We start from the raw sequence: 19,804 nt of genomic DNA, 5'->3' as shown, positions 1-19,804 counted from the left end.
ATTTGCAGCAGTTTTCGTTATGAAATTTGGGCTGATGACTGCTATTGTTTCTAAAAATGTTGTTTATTTATTCAGTCAGTACAACGATATGCAAAAAATGATTGACCCTATTTTTTCATCATGTATTATACACCGCATGCGGGAATAGCTCAGTTGGTAGAGCACAACCTTGCCAAGGTTGGGGTCGCGAGTTCGAGTCTCGTTTCCCGCTCCAGAATTTCAAAAGCCTCAGTCGAAAGATTGAGGCTTTTTTTGTTGATTTTATTCAATATTTTTCTTCATAAGAGATCTTTATTCTAAAAAAAGTAAGTTTACAAAAGTGCTATATCAAAATTGGTGACCAAATGGTGACCAAATGGTGCCTTCAATAAATCAAAAAGATAAGAACCCCTTTCTAAAACTGCCTAAAAAAATATTCCACCGAAAATCTCTATGTCATTAGACTTCTATTATTTTCAATTCAATATTTTTCAAGATCAATTAGGATCGTGACCAAATTTGATCACACAATAAAACTCTCACAATTACAGATCATTTTAAGTTTTTAAAATTCAGCCCTACTTAACTCAATATCTACTACTTGTCTCACAATCAAAAAATACTCTAAAAAATAAGGTGACCAAATTTGGTCACCTTAATTTCATAAATATTTCATCGTCTTAAGATTCTTCAGCTTGTAATTTCAAAAGATCTCCTACCTCTACATTTAATAATAAACAGAGCTTCTCAATAGTTTCAAAATCAATACGAGTCGATTGACCATTATAAAGTTTATGCAGAGTGGTTTTACTCATCCCTGTTTCACGCGCAACATCCGCAACCTTCATTCTGCGTTCTGCTAATAAAACTGGTAAATTGCAAACTATCATTAATTACCACCATTGTGTAATAAAGTACTTGCATGATGTATTAAATGCTTATAGTATTGCATTGTAATCTTAAATAACATCATTGTGATACTTTTTAAAAGGATATACATATGAACTTCACGTATCTTACTACAAAAGAACTTTCGGAACGAATTCATTACAACGAGCGTACTATCCGAAATCAACTGAAAGATAGCGTCTTAATTGAAGGCGTTCATTACATTCGCCCATTTGGTGGGCGCAAAATTCTTTATGTTTGGGAACGCATTGAGGAAGATATGACAAAAACCTCGTTCGGCTCTCTTCATAGCCTACAACTACAATAGGAGCTCAATCACATGGCCTCAATCCGTACAAGATACGGCAAGCTTACAATTGATTTTCGGTACTTAAATAAGCGTTGCCGTGAAACAACTGCAATGGAAGATACACCTACCAATCGTAAAAAACTTGAAAAAGCGATTGAACGTATGGAAGCTGAAATGCTCTTAGGTGTATTTGATTATGCAAAATATTTTCCCAAAAGTGCTCGACTGGCAGAAATTAAAGCTGCTGAAAACCAAATCAATGCAGTGAGTTCTAAAGCACCTGTTTTTTCTAAGTACTGTGAAATATGGGTTGCTGATAAAGAAATAGAATGGCGTAACAGCTATGCAGAAAAAATTAGAATTGTTATTCGAAAATATTTAACTCCATATTTCGGAACAATTCCTGTTATTAACATCAAAAAGTCAGACATCCTTGGATTCCGTTCATCCCTCGCCAAAGTGACATACGGAAATAACCAAGAATGCCTTTCACCATCACGAATCAACCAGATTATGACAGTACTTCGTATGATACTAGATAGCGCATCCGAACGATATGATTTTGATAGCCCTTACAAAAACATAAAAAGTTTGAAAGAAGGTCGGATTGAAGTCACGCCTTTCTCTCTTGAAGAAGTTCAGCGAATTATTACATCTGTTCGTGACGACTTTAAACCTTATTACACCATCCGCTTTTTTACGGGTATGCGTACTAGTGAAATCGATGGCCTTCAATGGAAAAATATCGACTTGCAACGTCGTGAGATCCATATCCGTGAAGCGTTAGTGAATGGTGTTCTTGGTGGAACCAAAACGTATGGTTCTGACCGCACGATCCAGATGAATGACCGGGTGTACCAAGCCTTTCTGCAACAGAAAAGCCTCAACAACGGAAAATCGAACTTCGTCTTCTGCAACCGTGATGGTGGTCCTCTAGACTACCGTTTAGTTAATAAACGTGTATGGCACCCTATCCTGCGCTTTTTAGGATTAACGCCTCGTCGTGCTTATCAGACACGTCATACAGCAGCAACGCTCTGGCTGGCGGCAGGTGAAAATCCAGAATGGGTCGCTCGCCAATTGGGGCATTCAACGACTGAAATGCTATTCCGGGTCTATAGCCGTTACATCCCTAATGTTACGCGCCGCGATGGTAGTGCTTTTGAAGCCATGCTGGAGAGACTGAATACAGAGGAGCTTGCCCATGAACAGTAAAGCTTTCTTTGGCGGCGTAGTCGTTAGCCCAGAAGCAGATTTGGTCGCGCGTGAACTCATTCATGAGTTTCACATTCCGAAACTGCACAATCTGGCCTTTTTGCTGGAAATCAATAAATGTTTCGATGATCACCAAGCATTAAGACTTTGGCTACAGCGAATGCTGGATGAAGGGCAAGCTCATTACGATGACTTAGCTCAACAGGCCCGTGTCCGCTTAATGAGTCTCGCTCACTCATAAAACAAACATAAAAGGTCATCTAATTGATGACCTCAGCCCCTTTATACCTATAAAAAGGTGAACATATGCATAAAGATATTTCAATTTGGATGCCACTCTATATTGGCGACCTACAAGCGAAATTTGCACGAATGACAGCAGAACAAATTGGTGCGGCACTGCTGTTAATGATGGATTTCTGGAAAAATGGTGCCATTCCTCACGACCTAGCTACTGTATGTAGCATCACGAAATTACCGCAGCACACCAAGGCTAAAACTTTGTTGAATACGCTAATGGCCCTGGAATTGTTTGAAATCGAATCTGAGCAGATTCATTCAAATTTCTTAAGCAGTTTAAAAAGCCAGGCATTGCAAAATCAGCAAATGAAATCTGATAAAGCTAAAAATGCAGCTCAAGCACGTTGGGGCAAATCCGCAAGTAATGCTCAAGCATCAGCCAGGCAACGAAAAGTAAATGCTCAAGCAGCTCCTGAGAAGAGCCCGAGTATTACTCAAGTCATGCTTGAATCATGCCCTTCATCTTCATCTTCATCTTCATCTTCATCTTCATCTTCATCTTCATCTTCATCTTCAAATTTTGAAGAAAAAAATGAGAGTTTTTTAGAAAATTCAAAGTGGATTTAGGAGATCAGTCATGAATACCATGCTTAAAACACTCCAGTTTCGCGAAGAAACAACGGAAACACTTTGCCCTACCCATCATATACCCCTGATGGAAATTGCTGGTCACAGGCTCTGTAAATTGTGTGCCAAAGAAACCGTCCAACACTCACATGCAGCCTATGAGAATGAACTGCAACAGCGATTGCTAAAACAGAAAATTAAAAATTCAGGGCTCAATAAACGCTACCTGGATCGGGGCTTCAAGAATTATGTAGTTGCATGCCCTGCACAAGACAATACCATCAAACTATGTCAGGCCTTTGCACAGCAAATTATTTCTGACCACAACCCGAACATGTTGATGATTGGTACACCGGGTACAGGTAAAACCCATCTGAGTGCATCAATTATTCGCAACATTCTGCATAACAGTACAAAATCTGCACGCTACTATACCAGTGCAGAAATTGCTCAAAAAATGATGGATACCTGGTCAGATGCTTCGCGCTCTGAGAAAGAAGTCATCGACCATTTCTCCAGTTTTGATTTATTGGTGATTGATGAATATGGCCTGCATGACCGGCATGAAAAACGCCTGGAGATGGTGCATAAGGTTTTGTATAGTCGTTATGACAATATGAAATCTACCCTGCTGATTTCCAATTTCACAGTCCAAAATATGCAGCGGGATTTAGGTGTAAGATTATGGTCTCGGTTACATGAGAACCATTTGATTGTAGTGCCGTGTTATTGGGATGACCGACGAATAAGCGGATAATCGTGACTCTCACTTAAGCCAATTATCTTGCTGAGATGATTGGCTTTCTTTCTAAAGATTCCCTATAAGGCCATCATGAGCAATGTCAAAACCAAGTTTATTACCGCCGCCGATTTCATGCTGTAACTCAGTACAGCCTATCAGCAAGGTAAATTGAAAACCTATATGCAACGCGTGATACTCGCCCCGAAATTATTGATTATCGATGAAATTGGTTATTTGCCCTTTGGACGTGAAGAAGCGAATCTGTTCTTTAACGTGATTGCCAAGCGTTATGAAAAAGGCAGTACGATATTGACGAGTAACTTACCATTTAGCCAATGGTCTAAGTCGTTTGAGGATGATGTCACGTTGACCGCTGCGATGTTAGATCGTTATTGCATCACTGTCATGTGGTACAAATATCGGGTGAGAGTTATCGTTTGAAGGATAAAAAAAGAATAGGGATTCAGCCACAGGTTGAAACTTAATACGAGGTCAAAGGGGTCAATTTTAGAATGCCGTTGACACCGTTCTCTGCCACTGTCTTAGAAAGGGTGGAACAAATGCATACACCTAAAGAAGTAAAGCACCACTAAGGTGCTTTACTTCTTTGACAATTTAAAACCCCACATAAAATTTTTCAATCAGTTTCCGGGTCTTGACCAGCAAATTGCTAAACACGTTCTCCCGTTCAAACAGCTTAACCTTATAGTTTGGTAAGTCCTTCAACTCTTCTTTACGTGGTAGGCGTTTGGTGAACTCATAATGCTCCAGAACCTGCTTCATCGCTTCTGGTTTCAGGTTTTCTTCTTTACAAAGATGCTGATAGGCCTGTTCTTTTTCAGCATCCCAAAATGCAGCAAAAGCCGTTTGAACGCTCTGTCCATTGATCATCTTCGGTATGTTTTCTTCAATGAATTTTTGAATGAGGTCTTGCTTATCGTGCAAGCTAATATCACTACTGATTAAATCGTAAATTTGCGCTTGGTACTTCTGACGCTTGTCCTCTGAGTCCGTATAAACAACAAGCTGTAGCAGGTTGATGATATAACCAACATTAATGCGGTCACTGTGCAGTAAATCCAGCTGAAAATCGACATCATCCAGCACCGATACTTTTTCTTTCTTGGTGGTCTTTCTAACAGCACGGCATAGGTCAGCATACTTAGAGGCGAAGTTGGCAAAGTGCTGTTTATCTAATGCGGTTTGATCCTGGTCATATTCAATAAAAGTTTGTAATTGCGCGTTATAGCGCATCACTTCACGGAAAGCTTTAATAAATTCCAGTTGCTGTTCTTCAGTAATAAGATCATCGACTGATTGGTAATTGGGCGTTAAGGCAAACAGTTTGCTCACCGCTGCTTGGTAATCCTGTTCGATTTCCGCATAGCTTGGAACAAGGACGATCTTGGTCGTTTCTTTATTGGAAAATAGCGCCAGTGCTTCATCTGTCGCACGTTTCAGGTTACGGAAGCAGATAATGTTTCCAAATGGCTTCTTATCGTTATAGACACGGTTGGTACGTGAGAATGCTTGAATCAAGCCATGATATTTTAGGTTTTTATCGACATACAAGGTATTTAACGGCTTAGAGTCAAATCCCGTGAGGAACATATTGACCACGATTAGAATATCAATCTGTCTGTTTTTTACGCGCTGTGCAATGTCGCGGTAGTACGCATAAAATTGATCACCAGAATTGTAGTTGGTTTTAAACTGTCGATTGTAATTGGCAATGTAGCGATCTAGCTTATCCCGACTGGATGAATTGACCTGACTTGGAATATCTGCGGCTTCTTCGTGAATCAAGCCAGTTAAGTCATCAGTCGGTACAGCCTCATTTGCCGCATAGGAAAAGATGGTGGCAATGGTCAACGGTTTAAATATCCGACCTTGTGCTTCATCTTCAATTTGCTTTTCAGCCTGCACCTTTTCAAAGAGGTCGTAATATTGGGTCAGTGTCTCGACTGAACTGACACAGAACATCGCGGTAAATTCACGATTACGGGTTTTGGTATCGTGGATATTGACAATGTAGCGGGCAATCATTTCTAGGCGTTGCGGATTGTCATACAGTTCTTTGGTATCAATGCCTTCTACATCTTCCTCATAACTGTCATTCGTCGCCATGCCTTTGGCGGTGTATTTGCCACGATAATCAATCTGGAACTGCAAGACGTTACGGTCACGGATGGCATCGACAATCACGTATTTATGCAAACACTCATTAAACAGGTAGTCTGTGGTGAGTTTTAAACCTGCTTTGCTTTGGCTGTTCTTTTCAAAAATAGGCGTACCGGTAAAACCAAACATTTGTGCATTGCTGAAGAATTTTTTGATGTTCTGATGGGTCTCACCAAATTGACTGCGATGACATTCATCAAAAATAAAGACTACTTTTTTATTTTTAAGATAATCAATCGATTCTAAATAACGGTCGGTGCTGATGGCCCGATTGAGTTTTTGGATGGTGGTCACAATCAGTTTGTCATGACGTTGATCCAGCTGTTTCACCAAGGTCGATGTGTTATCGGTGCTGTCGACGCTGTCGGCTTTAAAGGCATTAAATTCACGTGAGGTTTGCGTGTCGAGGTCGTTACGATCGACCACAAACAGGACTTTTTCCACATCAGGCATTTGCATGATGATCTGACTGGCTTTAAATGAAGTCAAGGTTTTGCCTGAACCTGTAGTGTGCCAAATATAGCCGTTCTGATCGGAGTTTTGCACATGCTGCACAATTTTCTGTACTGCATAAATCTGATAGGGACGCAGCACCATCAGGCTTTTGGTGGTTTCCAGCAGTACCATATACTGGGTCAGCATTTGGGTCAGATGCTGCTGATTTAAAAATGCGTCGGCAAAGTCGACAATTTCATTGATGTGTTTATTGGTAACATCCGCCCATGGAAAGGCAAACTCGATGCCTGTGGTGCCATTGGAGTAATAACGGGTATTGGCACCATTACTAATGACAAAAAGCTGAATAAAACCAAACAGCACTTGCCCTGCCCAATAGGCTTCACGAATATAGCGTTGCGTTTGATTAAAGGCTTCGGCGATTTCCATACCGCGTTTTTTCAATTCAATTTGAACTAAAGGCAAACCATTGACCAGTAAGGTCACATCAAAACGGCTGGTACGGCCATTATAGTCGCGGTGATCGATGGTGATTTGATTGGTCACCTGATAGATGTTCTTGCTTGGGTCATCCGAGAGAAAAAAGATGTGTTTGCTGGTCCCATCATCAAATTTGACTGGGAACAGATCACGCAGATTCTTGGCGCGTTCAAACACTGTGCCTGTGTTTAAAAAACTGATGACCTGTTTCCATTCTGTTTCTGATAATGGTGCAAGTCCGTTGGCACGTTCAATTTGTGTTTTGAGATTAGACAGTAGTTGGCTTTCATCCTTGAGCGTCACCGAGGCATATCCCAATTGCTTGAGCTGGCTAATCAGTTCATTTTCAAGTTGATATTCTCTTTGTACTGTCATGTTTCCCTCAAATAATAAAATACGTTTACATCTTTTATTTAAAATCAGCTTTACGCTTCACCTACTCCACAAATCAAGGTATAGGATGGGTTTGATGTATTTATTCCGATTAACTGGATATAAGTAGAAAAGTGGGTATCACCACTTTCATCAACAATAGGCAAACTATAGATATATGCCTGTTGTGCCTTTTCATTCTTGAGTGAATTCAATAATGGGAATTTTTTATCGAGATTTTTAAAAGCCTGATCACTCACTTGATCATTGTCTATAGCCATTATTTTTTTGTGTTCCGTCTGATATTGGCGAATTTGAGCTTGCGTGTAGCTATAGAACTTAAAATGGTCGCGCTGTTCTAAATAATCTTTGATTTTTTGTATATTCGCATCCTGCTTTAACTCTGCTTTATAATTAATGCCATAACCATAATAATTTGCGGTTTCAAGTTTTTTAAATATCGAAGTCTGTTTATTCTTAGGTAAAAATATTCGCATATCAGGCGTATCACCTTCTGAATCTTTATATTGAGGATAATATTTAAACTGATCTTGCTCCGCATAACTTTTTTTCAAAGACTGTTCTAATGCTTTTTCTGTTGTAGTTTTTACTTCAGATATTGCTAAGTTTTCTAAAAAAAATGAAGAGTTTCTCGCACGTGTATTCCATCCTTTACAGAGTAGGGCTTCATCTAAGCTGCTGAACTGATTTTGCTGGTTTTGCTGCTTTGTTGTGTTAATACTTTGCAGCATTTTAATCGCTTCTTGATCACCTTTTTGAGCAGCTTGCTGCAATAATCGAAGCCCTAACTGTGGGTTAGCAACAACACCATCCCCCGTTAAATTCATCTTGGCTAAAACAACTTTTGCAGGTGCATAGTTTTTTTCACTTGCGCGATGTAACCATTCCACCGCTTTTGACGTATTTCTTGGAATGAGTTTTCCCTCGTAATAGGCCATACCTAATTCATACTGGTTTTTGGCAAAGCCTATGACGATAGCCTTCGTTTGAAGTCCCGCAATGGCAGGAATGATCGGCTCATTAATATTTTCTGCGAAAACCGCTTGTGTACCCAATAGATTTGTACTTAGTAGCAGGCCCATAATGATTTTTTTCATGAATTTATCCTAATTTTTAATGTCGTGATCAGCGTTTGTACGTAATTTCAGTTATTCACTACTGAGGCTACGTTCTGAGTTAGCTTAAATAGGCGAGATGATTGATTGCAAAACTGAATCCATCTCACTATTTGGACTTGCCCTTATTACTTAAACTTTGCTTATACATTTCTACGATGTAATCGTTTTTATCTTTTAGATTTAAATTCGTGGTGCTGTAAGTGATTTCAATCGGATAGAGTGGCAAATCCTTATTGGTATCTACGACCTTATATTTACCTGCATAGCCATATTCGACTTCATCATTTTTGGCTTTGATATAGCGTGACCCAAACATGCCTGCATCGCCAACCCGTTTAATCTCTACTTCATGGTCTTGCAATGAAAGCATGTAGAATGATGATTCTGTTGCACCACCTGAAGTAAAGCCTGAGACAAAGATTGCACCCATTACATTTTTTCCAAGACGACGAAAGTCTTTTTGGATGTCTTCGATCTGCATATGACTTGAACCATAAGAGCTTGGAATATCAATTAATTGAGCTTGGGGATTGGTTAGTTCAAATTTGCCATTCGCGGCCTTTTTAAAATTTAATAAATAGCCTTTGGTATAAGAGCCATGACCTTGATTTACATCTTGCCCATTAAAAGTAGGCATACTTTCTACAAACACAAAGTAACGGGTTTGATTTTGTGCATTTTGATAAGTCAATGTTGGATGCTGCTGTAGAAAGCGAATCTCATTTTGATCATCAATTTTTTGCTGTACTGCAATAAACGGATTTTTAAGTTCGCTTGATCTGTAGCGTCCACTCAACTGAATTCGACCAAATAAAGTAGGGAGCAATTCGTTTGCGTTTAAACTGTTGAGCTGAATGCTGCTATTGCTGCTTTGATTTGATGCCGCGGATTGGCGTCCAGGAACCATTTGTTGAAGCATCAGATTTTTCTGTGCAATCAGGGTTTCCGTCCAGGTCATTTTGTTGCCATTTTTATCGAAAGCACCAAACTGCCCTTTTTCATTAAACCCAATATCGTATGCAAAAACACTACTTGTACAGATACTTAGAACTGTTGCTAATAATACTTTAGCTTTCATTTCACCCTCTATCTAAAATTGAATAATCAACGAATTATTCAAAAAAACCAAACTCACGAATGAATTTGGCAAAATTAAAATTATACAAACATCTGCTGCAACAAGCCTTTTTTCCACTGTTTCGCTTGTTCTATTTGCTGTACCACGACTTCAATTTTTTGGTCGATGGCAGAGAGGAAATTGGCGATTTTGGTTTGTTCTTCTAAGCATGGAAAATCAAAAGTGAACTCATTTAAAGTGCCCGTTGTAATTTGATTAATACGAGCACCTAAGTTCATTTGAACTTGCTCAAAGAACCAAGGCGTTTGCATCAAGTACGCAATAAATCTGTTGTAATGACTTCTATAGACAGACATGAATGCGCCAAATGTCATTACTTCATCATCATTAATAATGACACTTTTACCGATTAGTCTTTGACTACCATTTCGAGTACAAATCAAAATATCATTAGGTTGAATAATAATCTTGTCTTTAATCTTTTTATTCACTCGCACTTTATCAGATTTATCTAAACGCCCCTCTTTAATATTTGAAGAACGCAAAACAAGTATCCCTGTGCCATCATTAGTCACATCTGTTGGAGAGTAAGTCAAACCTATAATATTTTCGCCAACTTCACCAAGTTTTTTTTCCTCCCACTCCCCAAACTCACTGCCATCATCCGCTTTAAAACGAAGCTGCTGACTAAACAGCTTTTGCATCATGCCTTGTTTATACTGGCTGAGTAGTTCGTGTTTTTGGGTGAGTTGGCTAATCTTTTCATCCACAGCAGAAAGAAAAGAGGCGATTTTGGTTTGTTCTTCTTTTTCAGGAAATGAAATTAAAATTTCTTTAATAATTCCAGCACTTAGATTTTTTTGTCCACCTTCATTACTTAAGTCACGAATTTCCTCATAACGATTCATTAAGTTTTGAAAAATGAATTTTGTCTCAAACCCATTCTTAAGCTTAATAGCTGCACAGGCTTGGTTAGTAGTAGCATCTATTCCTAAAATAGCTACTTTTCCTCGAGTAATTCCTTGACCATACATAGCCATCAAAATTGTATCTTTATGGAAAAGTTTTGCAGATGAATTATCTAAACCAACTTGGGTAATAAATTCTTCAGCTTCGTTAATAACATTAAAATCTACAAGGCTTGTTGTAACCCAAGGAATATCGCCATTCCAATAATCACTAACGTTTCTACTAGGGGTTCCACCTGATGTCACAATAGAAATTTCCTCTATTTTATTTGTAGACCAATCCCCTTCAAACTCTTTAAATCGTAACTTAGGCGTAGCCATTACTTCACCTCCGCAAACGGTGAAACAATGCCTAGCTCTTTGCAAAAATCTGCAATCACCGCATCAGTCTTTTGGCTGTCGTGTTCCAAAGCTTGAAGCTGTTTTGCAATCGCATCTAAATCAATTTCGGCTTCCGCTTCAAAAGTATCCACATAACGTGGAATATTCAGGTTGTAATCGTTATCTTTGACTTCTTGCAAAGTCGCCACATGCGCATATTTTTCAATATTTTCACGCTTTTCAAATGCCGCAATAATCTTATCCAAATGCTCAGACAATAACTTGTTTTGATTCTTCTGCTTTTCAAAATCATTGCTGGCATCAATAAACAGAATATTGCCGCTCTGCTCACGGTTTTTCTTCAACACCAAAATACAGGTCGGAATAGACGTGCCATAGAAAATATTGGCGGGTAGACCAATAATCGCATCCACCACGTTCAACTGTTCAATCAGATACTGACGAATCACACCCTCACTCGAACCACGGAACAAGACGCCATGCGGCAATACCACCGCCATGGTGCCGTTGTCATCCAGGTGATACAGCATGTGCTGTACAAATGCCATATCGGCTTTCGAACTTGGTGCCAGCTTGCCATACGCAGCAAAACGCTCATCCTGTAAAAATAACGGATCGGCTGACCATTTCGCAGAAAATGGAGGATTCGCGACCACTGCATCAAACTTTTTATCTAAATGCTGCGGACGGGTTAAAGTATCTTCTTGCTTGATGTCAAACTTGGCGAAATGCACATCATGCAAAATCATGTTCATGCGCGCCAAGTTGTAGGTAGTACGGTTCATCTCCTGACCGTAAATCATATCGACATCTTTTACTTCACGTTTTACCCGTAGCAACAACGAACCAGAACCGCAAGTCGGGTCATAGACTGAACGTAAACGCGCTTTGCCTTGGGTGACAATCTTCGCCAGTAAAGTCGATACCGTTTGCGGGGTATAGAATTCACCCGCTTTTTTGCCCGCACCTGAGGCAAATTCACCAATCAGATATTCGTAAGCATCACCCAGTACATCGGCTTCGGTATTACTAATATCAAAATCAATATCATCTAAATGACTCAGGACTTTCGCCACCAGTGCATTACGGTCACTGGCATTATTGCCAAGCTTGGTCGAGTTTAGATCCAAATCTTCAAACAGGTTGGCAAAGTCATCGGCAGAGTCGGTGCCTAAAGTGCTTTGTTCAATCGATTTTAAGGTCGCAGTTAAATCATCCAAAATGAATTCGCCCTGACGACCACGCTCAGCTAAGGTATGGAATAGCTGTTTTGGTGTGAGCGCATAACCGACTTCGGCAATGGCATTCTTTTTAATTTCTTCGATGTAGGGCACATGCTCAGGATTATTTTCATCTAATTCTAAAAAGCTGAGGTCTTCGCCATCGAGCAATTCGTTGGCAAAGTTCACCGACTTTTCTGATAAATATTTAAAGAAAATAAAACCCAGAATGTAATCACGGAATTCATCGGCGCCCATGGTACCGCGCAAAGTATTGGCAATATTCCAAAGTTGTTTTTGTAATTGTTGCAGTTGTACTTGGGTCATTGTTATGGAAGTCCAAATAAGTAAATCATTAATCAAATGATTTTACCTAAAATTCTAAATCATACAGCAGTAAAAAGGTGGAAAAGGACATTATTTGTCGTGCTCAAGCCAAGTGATCTGTCAACTCAAGCTCCAAACAGGTGAATATTCTAAATTTTGTAGCAGCATATTGTGAGAATGAAGGCCTCCAGTTAAAAGTCTGTAAGGGCTGAAAGCTCTAATTCAGCTGTCTATAGAATACTATCTTGCTGAATATTCAATTTGTTCTTGAAAATATTGGTCTTTGGATAACAGAATCTCTGCAAAGAATAACCGTCTCAAAAGACACCAGATATAGGATGAGCCAATATCTGTTTATCTTTGCCCCCCAACCAGACTAAATACTCATGCTCAATCGCCTGCTGATAGGCCCAGTCTGCAACCCGATGCGAACGTTGCAGATCGGTTAGAAAACCTAATTGAGAAATTTCTCGAATAATCGATTGATCATGCAGATGATTACGCTCCTGCCACTGATGTAAGAATTGCTGTGATGCTAAATAATTACTTTTTTGCGAGTTGTATTTTTCATCTGCCAGAACAAAATTATGTCCGGTATCAGCAGGATATAAAGACCATGGAATAAAATGATCCACGGCATATTTTGAATTTTTGAGACTTTTTCCACAGTAAAAACACTGTCATTGCTGTAAGTCAATTAAGAAGTCCGCGACCTGCCCCAATTGGTTACGACTTGGAGCAAACATGAATTCATCTAGGTCAGGTAACCCATCTAATACAGCCAAGTTCTGCTTATTCAGCCGGACAAAATCAATCCAGCGCTTCTGGCAAAGCTCTTCAATAATTTCACTAAACTGTCTCAAACAATACATCACTTTGGGTAAAAGTGAACCGTACCGGGTTTGTCGGAGACTTTTTATTTAAGTTAGGCCACCTGACCTAACGGATTAATTTTATCATAGTACATTGCTTCAAAATCAAAAGGTGGCACATAACCTAGTGCACTATGTACACGCTCTTTATTGAACCAATCTACCCAATTTAATGTCGCAAGTTGTACATCCGCTAAACCTTGCCAATCTGCTTTTAAATATTCAATCACCTCTGTTTTGTATAAGCCATTCACTGTTTCAGCCAAAGCATTATCGTATGAATCACCGGTCGTACCGACTGATGCTCGTAAATTTGCTGCTTCTAAACGATTGGTATAGCGAATGGAAAGATATTGAACCCCTCTGTCACTATGGTGAATCACATTCTTTGGCATGTCTCGAGCATGTAACGCTTGCTCAAGTGCATCGAGCACCATATCTGTATTCATCCGTGTCGATACTTTCCATCCAACAATTGCTCGTGAGAACACATCAATAATAAATGCAGTATAAACCCAGCCTGAATTTGTTTGAATATACGTGAAGTCAGCGACCTGAGAAGTATTGCTTCGCAAGGGTCAGGATGAGCAGCACTAAAATTGCGTTTCACCAAGTCATCTGCTCGTTTTTGATCCTCTCGGCTACGGGTAGTTTGTTTATTCTTACCACGCCAAACACCTTGTATACCTAGTTTTTGCATCAATCGAGCAACTGTACAGCGAGCAATAACATAGCCTTCACGTTTCAATTTTTGCCAAACTTTACGCACACCATATCGACCTGAACTTTCCTTCCAAATTCGTTTAATTTGTTCAGCATGATGCAAGTCATGTAGATCTCGCTTTGCTCGATGTTCTGGGTTTTCAACGAAATCTAGTGTTCGATAATAGGTAGAAGCCGTGATCGGTAAAATCCTGCAAATCGCCTCAACACCATATAACGCCTTATTGTTATGGATGAAATCTACCATTATTTGTGTGGGCGGTCGAGCTCCGCCTGGGCGAAAAAAGCGGCTGCTTTACGTAGAATTTCGTTAGCACGTTGCAGTTCTTTATTTTCACGTTCGAGTTGTTTAATACGTTCTTGATCTGAAAGTTGCTGTACTTTAATTGGGTTTTGTTTATCTAAATATTTTTGATACCAAACACGTAGAGTTTCAGGAGTACAACCCTTGCGCAGTATACTGCTCAGGGAGCAATAGCGGTGATCGCAGCCCAATTCGATGGATAATCTTTCTCGGATTCAATCAATAATTGAACCGCTCTTTCTCTGATTTCAGGGGTATATTTTACTTTTTTCATCGGGACATTCTCTCAGAAAGCTTGGTCTCCGACAAACCCGGTACGGTTCAGGCGTATGGTTTCAACTTATGCTACTTAAATATGTTTAAAAATCTCACTGCAGATTTAGATATTTCTAATCGCATAAAAGAACTTCGATACCATCCTGTGCCACTTTAGCTGCGAGTGCTTTCAAACGCTTCTTAAAGTTCTCTAAATCATAGCGTAACCAAATAGAGCGAACACCGCTACCTGAAACAAATACACCCTTCTTGCGTAATTCGTTACTAGTACGATGCTGCCCATAAGCTGGATACTGAGTTGCGAAATCAATGACTGCTAGTTCTGTAGCATCATCTACACGATTTTTTAGATTAGGTACTCGACGGGATTTATTGATCAATGCATCCATGTCACCAGACTGTACTAGCTCCTGATAGCGATGAAAAGTATCTCTAGAGACACCCATCACTTTGCATGCTCTAGAAACATTTTGAAGCTCTTCAGCTAAATTGAGTAAGCCTACTTTGTGTTTGATGATTTGATTGTTAGTATGCAACATAAGAAAGTTACCTTTGTTTGATTAAGATTTCGACACCTTTATCAAAATGGGTAACTTTCTCTTTTTCAAGAGTTATGTCCGATCAAGTCTGAACTAATACATCTGATGAATAAAAAAATTTGCTAGAGGTGCACTATGAAAAATATTGCTTATCATTCTTTTATATGCAGTCTATACTTTTTACTACATGGATGTTCAAATTCACAACCACAACAGCCTTTGCAGCATCAATCAAATAAAACCATTGCAAAATCAACAACGATACCCACTCAAAAAAATCCTCAACAGACTTTAGCCTCTTTTGACAAAATCTCTTGTGATGACATTAAAAATCCACAATATCAGCAAGCCGTTTTAAATGCCATTAACGTGATTCGGCATCAACCGCAACAATGTGGAAAAATAGCTTACTCGGCTACCCACTCGCTAAAATGGAATAATCAATTACAAACAAGTTCAACTGCACATGCGCTGGATATTTCGCAACGTCAGATTTTAAGTCATGTCGGTCGAAGTGGTGAAAATCTGAGAGCTCGTATTAAAAAAACAGGATACAAAGGTGGTGGTGGGGAAAATTTAGCAACAGGTCAAAGCAACCTAAAACAAGTTTTAGAAAATTGGCTGGCGCTCAGTCCCGGACATTGCGGTAACTTAATGAAACCCCAATTTAAAGATTATGCGATTGCCTGCGTTCGAAATGATGTAACTCATCGAACGTATTGGGTGCAACATTTTGGCACTGGAAAAAACTAAAAATGAATTTAGATTTTTTATCTGCTTCAATAAAATGTAAATTTCGCGCGTTTAAAATTTACTTTATAAATCAAAAATCCCTCTTTTCAAAAGAGGGATTTTAAGAGATTTCGGTTTTTATTCGACTTAACGTTCTGTGAAGGCATTATTTTTCGCTTTAAGAATTGGTTTAAGCAGATAAGAAAGAATAGTTTTCTTCCCTGTCATAATATCCAATTGAACGGTCATGCCGGGAATCACGGATAATCCTTTACCAAACGTTGGTTTATCAGTCACTGCACGGACAATATAAAACATATTGCCTTTCTCATCGGTAAATGTGTCTGGGCTAATATGTTTTACTTTCGCATTCATTCCGCCATAGATTGAAAAATCATAGGCGGTAAATTTAATTACCGCAGGCAAGTCTGGTCGTACAAAGGCAATATCTTTCGGCGATACTTTTGCCTCAACGATCAATTGACCATCTAAAGGCACAATTTCCGCCACTTGGTCGCTTGGTTTCACAACCCCACCAATGGTATTAAAGAAAATTTTCTGCACGATACCATTGGTCGGTGAACGAATATCGGTGGTTTTCACTCGGTCTGCTACGCCTGAAATACTTTCTTTTAAACTCACTAGCTGAGCTTGCGCTTCTGCCAGTTCATTGCGCCATTGATTTTTTAAACTCACCGCAGCCTCAGAAGTGCGTGATTGCGCTTCCCCAATAGATGCCTGCGTAGCTCTTAAATTCGCTGCCGCCTGCTTACGTTCACCATCGGCATTCGATACGTCACGTTCAAGGCGCAAAATATCCATTTCCGACACCGCACCAGTCTTTAACAAAGGTCGTGTGGTATTGAGTTCACGCACTGCAAGTTGATAGGCTCTTTCAGCTTGTCCGAGTGCAGCTTGAGCACGTTGCGATTCCTGTTGACGAGTCGAAACCGTACCTTGATTGGTCATCGTTCTTTGGCTCAGTTCGCGCAAACTTTCCGCATAATACTGGCTTTCTTGCGCCATAATGTTTGCAGCTGCATCAGGTGAAACCCCCGCAGGGACACTGCCTGAGGTATAGCCCGAGCCATTTAATTGTGCACTTAAACGTCTAACTTTGGTTTGCAAGGCAAAAATCTTGGCATTAACTTCATTCAAATTTGAGGTGAACCGTGTCGGATCAATACGAATCAATAGATCGCCTTTTTTGACGTGCTCACCTTCCTGCACATACACCTTTTCAACCACGCCACCATCAACCGATTGAATCACTTGCATCTGTTGAGATGGAATCACTTTTCCTTCACCACGAGTAATTTCATCCACTTTAGCAAAACCTGCCCAAATAATTAAACAAATAAACAACACTACAATCACATAAAGGATGACTCTTGCCTGAATTGGCTTTTGTGATTGAGTTACTTCTTGTACCTGACTTTTCCAATCATTTGTATCAGCAGGTTGATATTTTTTAAATAAATTTAAACGCCCTAGCACTGGACTCAGAACTTTTTCTGATTGTTCAATACTTTTACCTACGCCCCCAAACATCTTCTCTCTTTGGGTTTTATTGTGTTCTGTGCTCATGATACAGCTCCTGCAACTTTAGCTTGTTGGGGAAACATGGCTTTCATTACACTTTCCTTATCACCATCAGCAATAATCTTTCCATCTTCTAAAATAATAATTCGATCAACCAATGTGAGTAATGTAGGTTTATGTGTGACCAAAATTAAAGTATGTTGAGCTGTCATATAATGTTTTAGATGATGAATCACATGATTCTCAAGAGGAGTATCCATCGCACTGGTCGGTTCATCAAAAACCAAAATTTTAGCATTCTGGGCAATTGCACGTGCCACGGCAACCGCCTGCCGTTGTCCCCCAGATAATTTATGACCACCCTCACCCACTTGTAATGACAAACCATCTTCATGTGCTTTTAGAATCTGGCTTAAACCAGAAACAACCAAACTTTGTTCCAAAGCAACACGGCTAGCATGTGGATTACCTAAGACAATATTTGATAATACTGTACCGTTCAGCAATTGTATGTCCTGGGGAATATAACCAATCTGGCTACGTAATTCTGCTGGATCAATCTGACTAATGTTGGTTTGATCAATAAATACTGACCCTTCAGTCGGCTTATAGAGCGACAATAGAATCTTTTCAATTGAGCTTTTACCTGAGCCTACTTTTCCTAGAATCGCCACTTTCTCTCCTGCTCGAATAGAGAAAGAGATATTATTTAAAGCAGAATGTGATTCATTTGGATAACATAAGCTGACATTTTTAAATTCGATATGTCCTATAAGATGTGGATGACTCACCCAACCTTTTAGATTCTCTCGTTCCTGTTCAGCGTCAACAGTTTGATTCAGCATATTTAAGGCACTGGATGCCTGATAATATTGGGTTAATAAACCTGCAATTTGTGCAATTGGAGCCAAGGCACGGGTTGATAATAAATAACAGGCAATCAGTGCACCTTGTGTCAACTTTCCATCTACAATAAGATAAACTCCAACCAGGATAATCACAACGCCTGCTGTTTGTTGTACCCATCCAGCAAAATTACCAACAGTGCCACCAATAAAACGTAATTTAGAAGAATACTGTACGGTAAAACGAGTGGCTTTTTCCCATAAAGTTTGCATTCGTCCAGCAGCATTAAAACTTTTAATCGTTTCCTGATTATTTAAGGTTTCTATCAATAATCCCTGACGCTGTTGAGAAGCTTCTGACATCGCATCAGATAATTTTTTTAAACTAATATGAACTGATAATGCATAGAGTAAAATAATGATTGCAGCGATGACTAAAGGAATAACGAAAACCCAGGAAATAATACAGATAACAGCTAAGAACAGAACAAAAAATGGCAAGTCAATCAGTGATACCACAGTCATAGAACTGGTAAAAGAACGAATTGCCTCATAGGACTGAATATTGGAGGCCATCATACCAACAGACATATTATTCTGTTCCATACGCCGACCTAATACTTTTTCCATAATATAGGCAGATAGCTTGTTATCAGCACGGGTTGCAGCCAAATCAACAAAATAACTACGCACCAGTTTTAAAATAAAGTCAGCCGTAATAATAATCATGATTCCAAAGGCGAGTACCCATAGGGTATCTGTAGCATGGTTGGGAACAACACGATCATAAACATTCATTACGAAAAAAGGTGCACACAAAGCAAAGATATTGACGAACAGGGCTGCTAATAAAATATCTTTGTACATGGAACGGTGCTGTCGAATTACGCTCCAGAACCAATGCTGATTTGTCTTTTCCAGCTTAACCTTGTTATCCGCCACAAATTGACGTTGTTGCAAATAAATCACTGAACCCAGATATTTTTCTTGTAACTGTGCAATTGGAACTTCTGTCACGGTATCCGACATTTCAGGAAAATATACTGTTGCAGTCTGTCTTTCTGTATCAAAACGATATAAAACACAAGCTGTATTATTATTCAATATTAAAATGGCAGGAAAAACAAAATGGTTCAGTTGATCCAGATTCTGCTGCACCATATTACTTGTCAAACTTACCCGATCAGCTGCACGTGAAAAAAACTGAGGTATTAGCTTTCCATTGGGTAAAGGCAAACCTGATAATAAACCTTCTTGTGTAATACTAATTTCATAATCTTTAGCCACCCGAATCAGACATAAAGCTAAAGGATCAAATATTTGTGTTGTCACTTATTCACCATGAATCAAACAAGCATAAAAGGTTCATTATTCCCAAACTCAGAGTTATATCATTGAGTTAATAGA

The 19,804-nt window shown here is 39.4% G+C and carries 14 protein-coding genes, 1 tRNA gene, 5 pseudogenes and 1 other annotated feature; of the genes and pseudogenes, 8 read left to right on the top strand and 12 right to left on the bottom strand.

Annotated elements, in window-relative coordinates; all coding sequences use genetic code 11:
* Positions 1 to 138 precede the first annotated feature (138 nt).
* Positions 139 to 214, top strand: a tRNA-Gly gene (locus LZP46_RS00540).
* Positions 215 to 659: 445 nt separating this feature from the next.
* Here the strand turns inward: LZP46_RS00540 and LZP46_RS00535 are convergent.
* The gene (locus tag LZP46_RS00535; RefSeq protein WP_084792783.1) at positions 660 to 869 is read right to left on the bottom strand and encodes a helix-turn-helix domain-containing protein; all 210 of its coding nucleotides are present in this window, start codon (positions 867 to 869) and stop codon (positions 660 to 662) included.
* A gap of 110 nt (positions 870 to 979) precedes the next feature.
* Between LZP46_RS00535 and LZP46_RS00530 the strand changes: the two genes are divergently transcribed.
* The 6 genes from LZP46_RS00530 to LZP46_RS16410 all read left to right on the top strand — a co-directional run bounded on the left by LZP46_RS00530 (position 980) and on the right by LZP46_RS16410 (position 4,442).
* Positions 980 to 1,195, top strand: coding sequence for a hypothetical protein (locus tag LZP46_RS00530; protein ID WP_019837125.1), 216 nt, complete (start codon positions 980 to 982; stop codon positions 1,193 to 1,195).
* Between the two features lie 12 nt (positions 1,196 to 1,207).
* Complete coding sequence (locus LZP46_RS00525) at positions 1,208 to 2,392, top strand: tyrosine-type recombinase/integrase (protein WP_178319034.1); 1,185 nt, start codon at positions 1,208 to 1,210, stop codon at positions 2,390 to 2,392.
* On the top strand, positions 2,382 to 2,633 hold the full coding sequence (locus LZP46_RS00520; protein WP_178319035.1) for a hypothetical protein: 252 nt from the start codon (positions 2,382 to 2,384) through the stop codon (positions 2,631 to 2,633). Before LZP46_RS00525 ends, LZP46_RS00520 begins: the two co-directional genes overlap by 11 nt.
* A gap of 65 nt (positions 2,634 to 2,698) precedes the next feature.
* On the top strand, positions 2,699 to 3,259 hold the full coding sequence (locus LZP46_RS00515) for a DUF1376 domain-containing protein (RefSeq protein ID WP_178319036.1): 561 nt from the start codon (positions 2,699 to 2,701) through the stop codon (positions 3,257 to 3,259).
* 10 nt (positions 3,260 to 3,269) lie between these two features.
* On the top strand, positions 3,270 to 4,016 hold the full coding sequence (locus tag LZP46_RS00510) for an ATP-binding protein (RefSeq protein WP_070153652.1): 747 nt from the start codon (positions 3,270 to 3,272) through the stop codon (positions 4,014 to 4,016).
* A 165-nt stretch (positions 4,017 to 4,181) separates the two neighbouring features.
* Positions 4,182 to 4,442 (top strand): ATP-binding protein, encoded by a 261-nt coding sequence (locus LZP46_RS16410; RefSeq protein WP_026438106.1) that lies wholly within the window; start codon positions 4,182 to 4,184, stop codon positions 4,440 to 4,442.
* Between the two features lie 174 nt (positions 4,443 to 4,616).
* Here the strand turns inward: LZP46_RS16410 and LZP46_RS00500 are convergent, their stop codons facing one another.
* The 9 genes and pseudogenes from LZP46_RS00500 to LZP46_RS00465 all read right to left on the bottom strand — a co-directional run.
* A complete protein-coding gene (locus LZP46_RS00500) occupies positions 4,617 to 7,493 on the bottom strand; it encodes a type I restriction endonuclease subunit R (protein WP_236094325.1) in 2,877 nt (958 codons plus the stop codon).
* Between the two features lie 50 nt (positions 7,494 to 7,543).
* Positions 7,544 to 8,608, bottom strand: a complete 1,065-nt coding sequence (locus LZP46_RS00495; protein WP_070153658.1) for a tetratricopeptide repeat protein — start codon at positions 8,606 to 8,608, stop codon at positions 7,544 to 7,546.
* A 127-nt stretch (positions 8,609 to 8,735) separates the two neighbouring features.
* Positions 8,736 to 9,707 carry a hypothetical protein gene (locus LZP46_RS00490; protein WP_178319038.1) on the bottom strand — a complete coding sequence of 324 codons (972 nt, stop codon included), beginning with the start codon at positions 9,705 to 9,707 and terminating at the stop codon, positions 8,736 to 8,738.
* A gap of 80 nt (positions 9,708 to 9,787) precedes the next feature.
* Positions 9,788 to 10,516, bottom strand: a pseudogene (locus LZP46_RS16405) (restriction endonuclease subunit S); the annotation flags it as partial.
* A pseudogene (locus LZP46_RS16400) lies at positions 10,505 to 10,996 on the bottom strand (restriction endonuclease subunit S); the annotation flags it as partial. The pseudogenes LZP46_RS16400 and LZP46_RS16405, both read right to left, overlap by 12 nt.
* Complete coding sequence (locus tag LZP46_RS00480) at positions 10,996 to 12,564, bottom strand: type I restriction-modification system subunit M (protein WP_236094323.1); 1,569 nt, start codon at positions 12,562 to 12,564, stop codon at positions 10,996 to 10,998. The pseudogene LZP46_RS16400 and the gene LZP46_RS00480, both read right to left, overlap by 1 nt.
* A gap of 317 nt (positions 12,565 to 12,881) precedes the next feature.
* Positions 12,882 to 13,451 (bottom strand): annotated as a pseudogene (locus LZP46_RS00475) (HNH endonuclease); the annotation flags it as partial.
* A 38-nt stretch (positions 13,452 to 13,489) separates the two neighbouring features.
* Positions 13,490 to 14,737: pseudogene (locus tag LZP46_RS00470) on the bottom strand (IS3 family transposase).
* Positions 14,332 to 14,448: a sequence feature (AL1L pseudoknot), on the bottom strand. (Overlaps the previous pseudogene by 117 nt.)
* 136 nt (positions 14,738 to 14,873) lie before the next feature.
* Positions 14,874 to 15,278, bottom strand: a pseudogene (locus LZP46_RS00465) (helix-turn-helix domain-containing protein); the annotation flags it as partial.
* A 135-nt stretch (positions 15,279 to 15,413) separates the two neighbouring features.
* Here LZP46_RS00465 and LZP46_RS00460 point away from each other — a divergent pair.
* Complete coding sequence (locus tag LZP46_RS00460) at positions 15,414 to 16,031, top strand: CAP domain-containing protein (RefSeq protein ID WP_081406279.1); 618 nt, start codon at positions 15,414 to 15,416, stop codon at positions 16,029 to 16,031.
* A gap of 126 nt (positions 16,032 to 16,157) precedes the next feature.
* Here the strand turns inward: LZP46_RS00460 and LZP46_RS00455 are convergent, their stop codons facing one another.
* Together LZP46_RS00455 and LZP46_RS00450 are read right to left on the bottom strand one after the other, a co-directional pair.
* The gene (locus LZP46_RS00455; RefSeq protein ID WP_178319561.1) at positions 16,158 to 17,597 is read right to left on the bottom strand and encodes an HlyD family type I secretion periplasmic adaptor subunit; all 1,440 of its coding nucleotides are present in this window, start codon (positions 17,595 to 17,597) and stop codon (positions 16,158 to 16,160) included.
* Positions 17,594 to 19,729, bottom strand: coding sequence for a type I secretion system permease/ATPase (locus tag LZP46_RS00450; RefSeq protein ID WP_004678121.1), 2,136 nt, complete (start codon positions 19,727 to 19,729; stop codon positions 17,594 to 17,596). Before LZP46_RS00450 ends, LZP46_RS00455 begins: the two co-directional genes overlap by 4 nt.
* Positions 19,730 to 19,804: the final 75 nt, after the last annotated feature.

Origin of the sequence: Acinetobacter sp. SCLZS86, assembly GCF_021560715.1 — a bacterium.
Lineage (GTDB): Bacteria > Pseudomonadota > Gammaproteobacteria > Pseudomonadales > Moraxellaceae > Acinetobacter > Acinetobacter towneri_A.
This window is presented reverse-complemented; position numbering and strand designations above follow the sequence as displayed.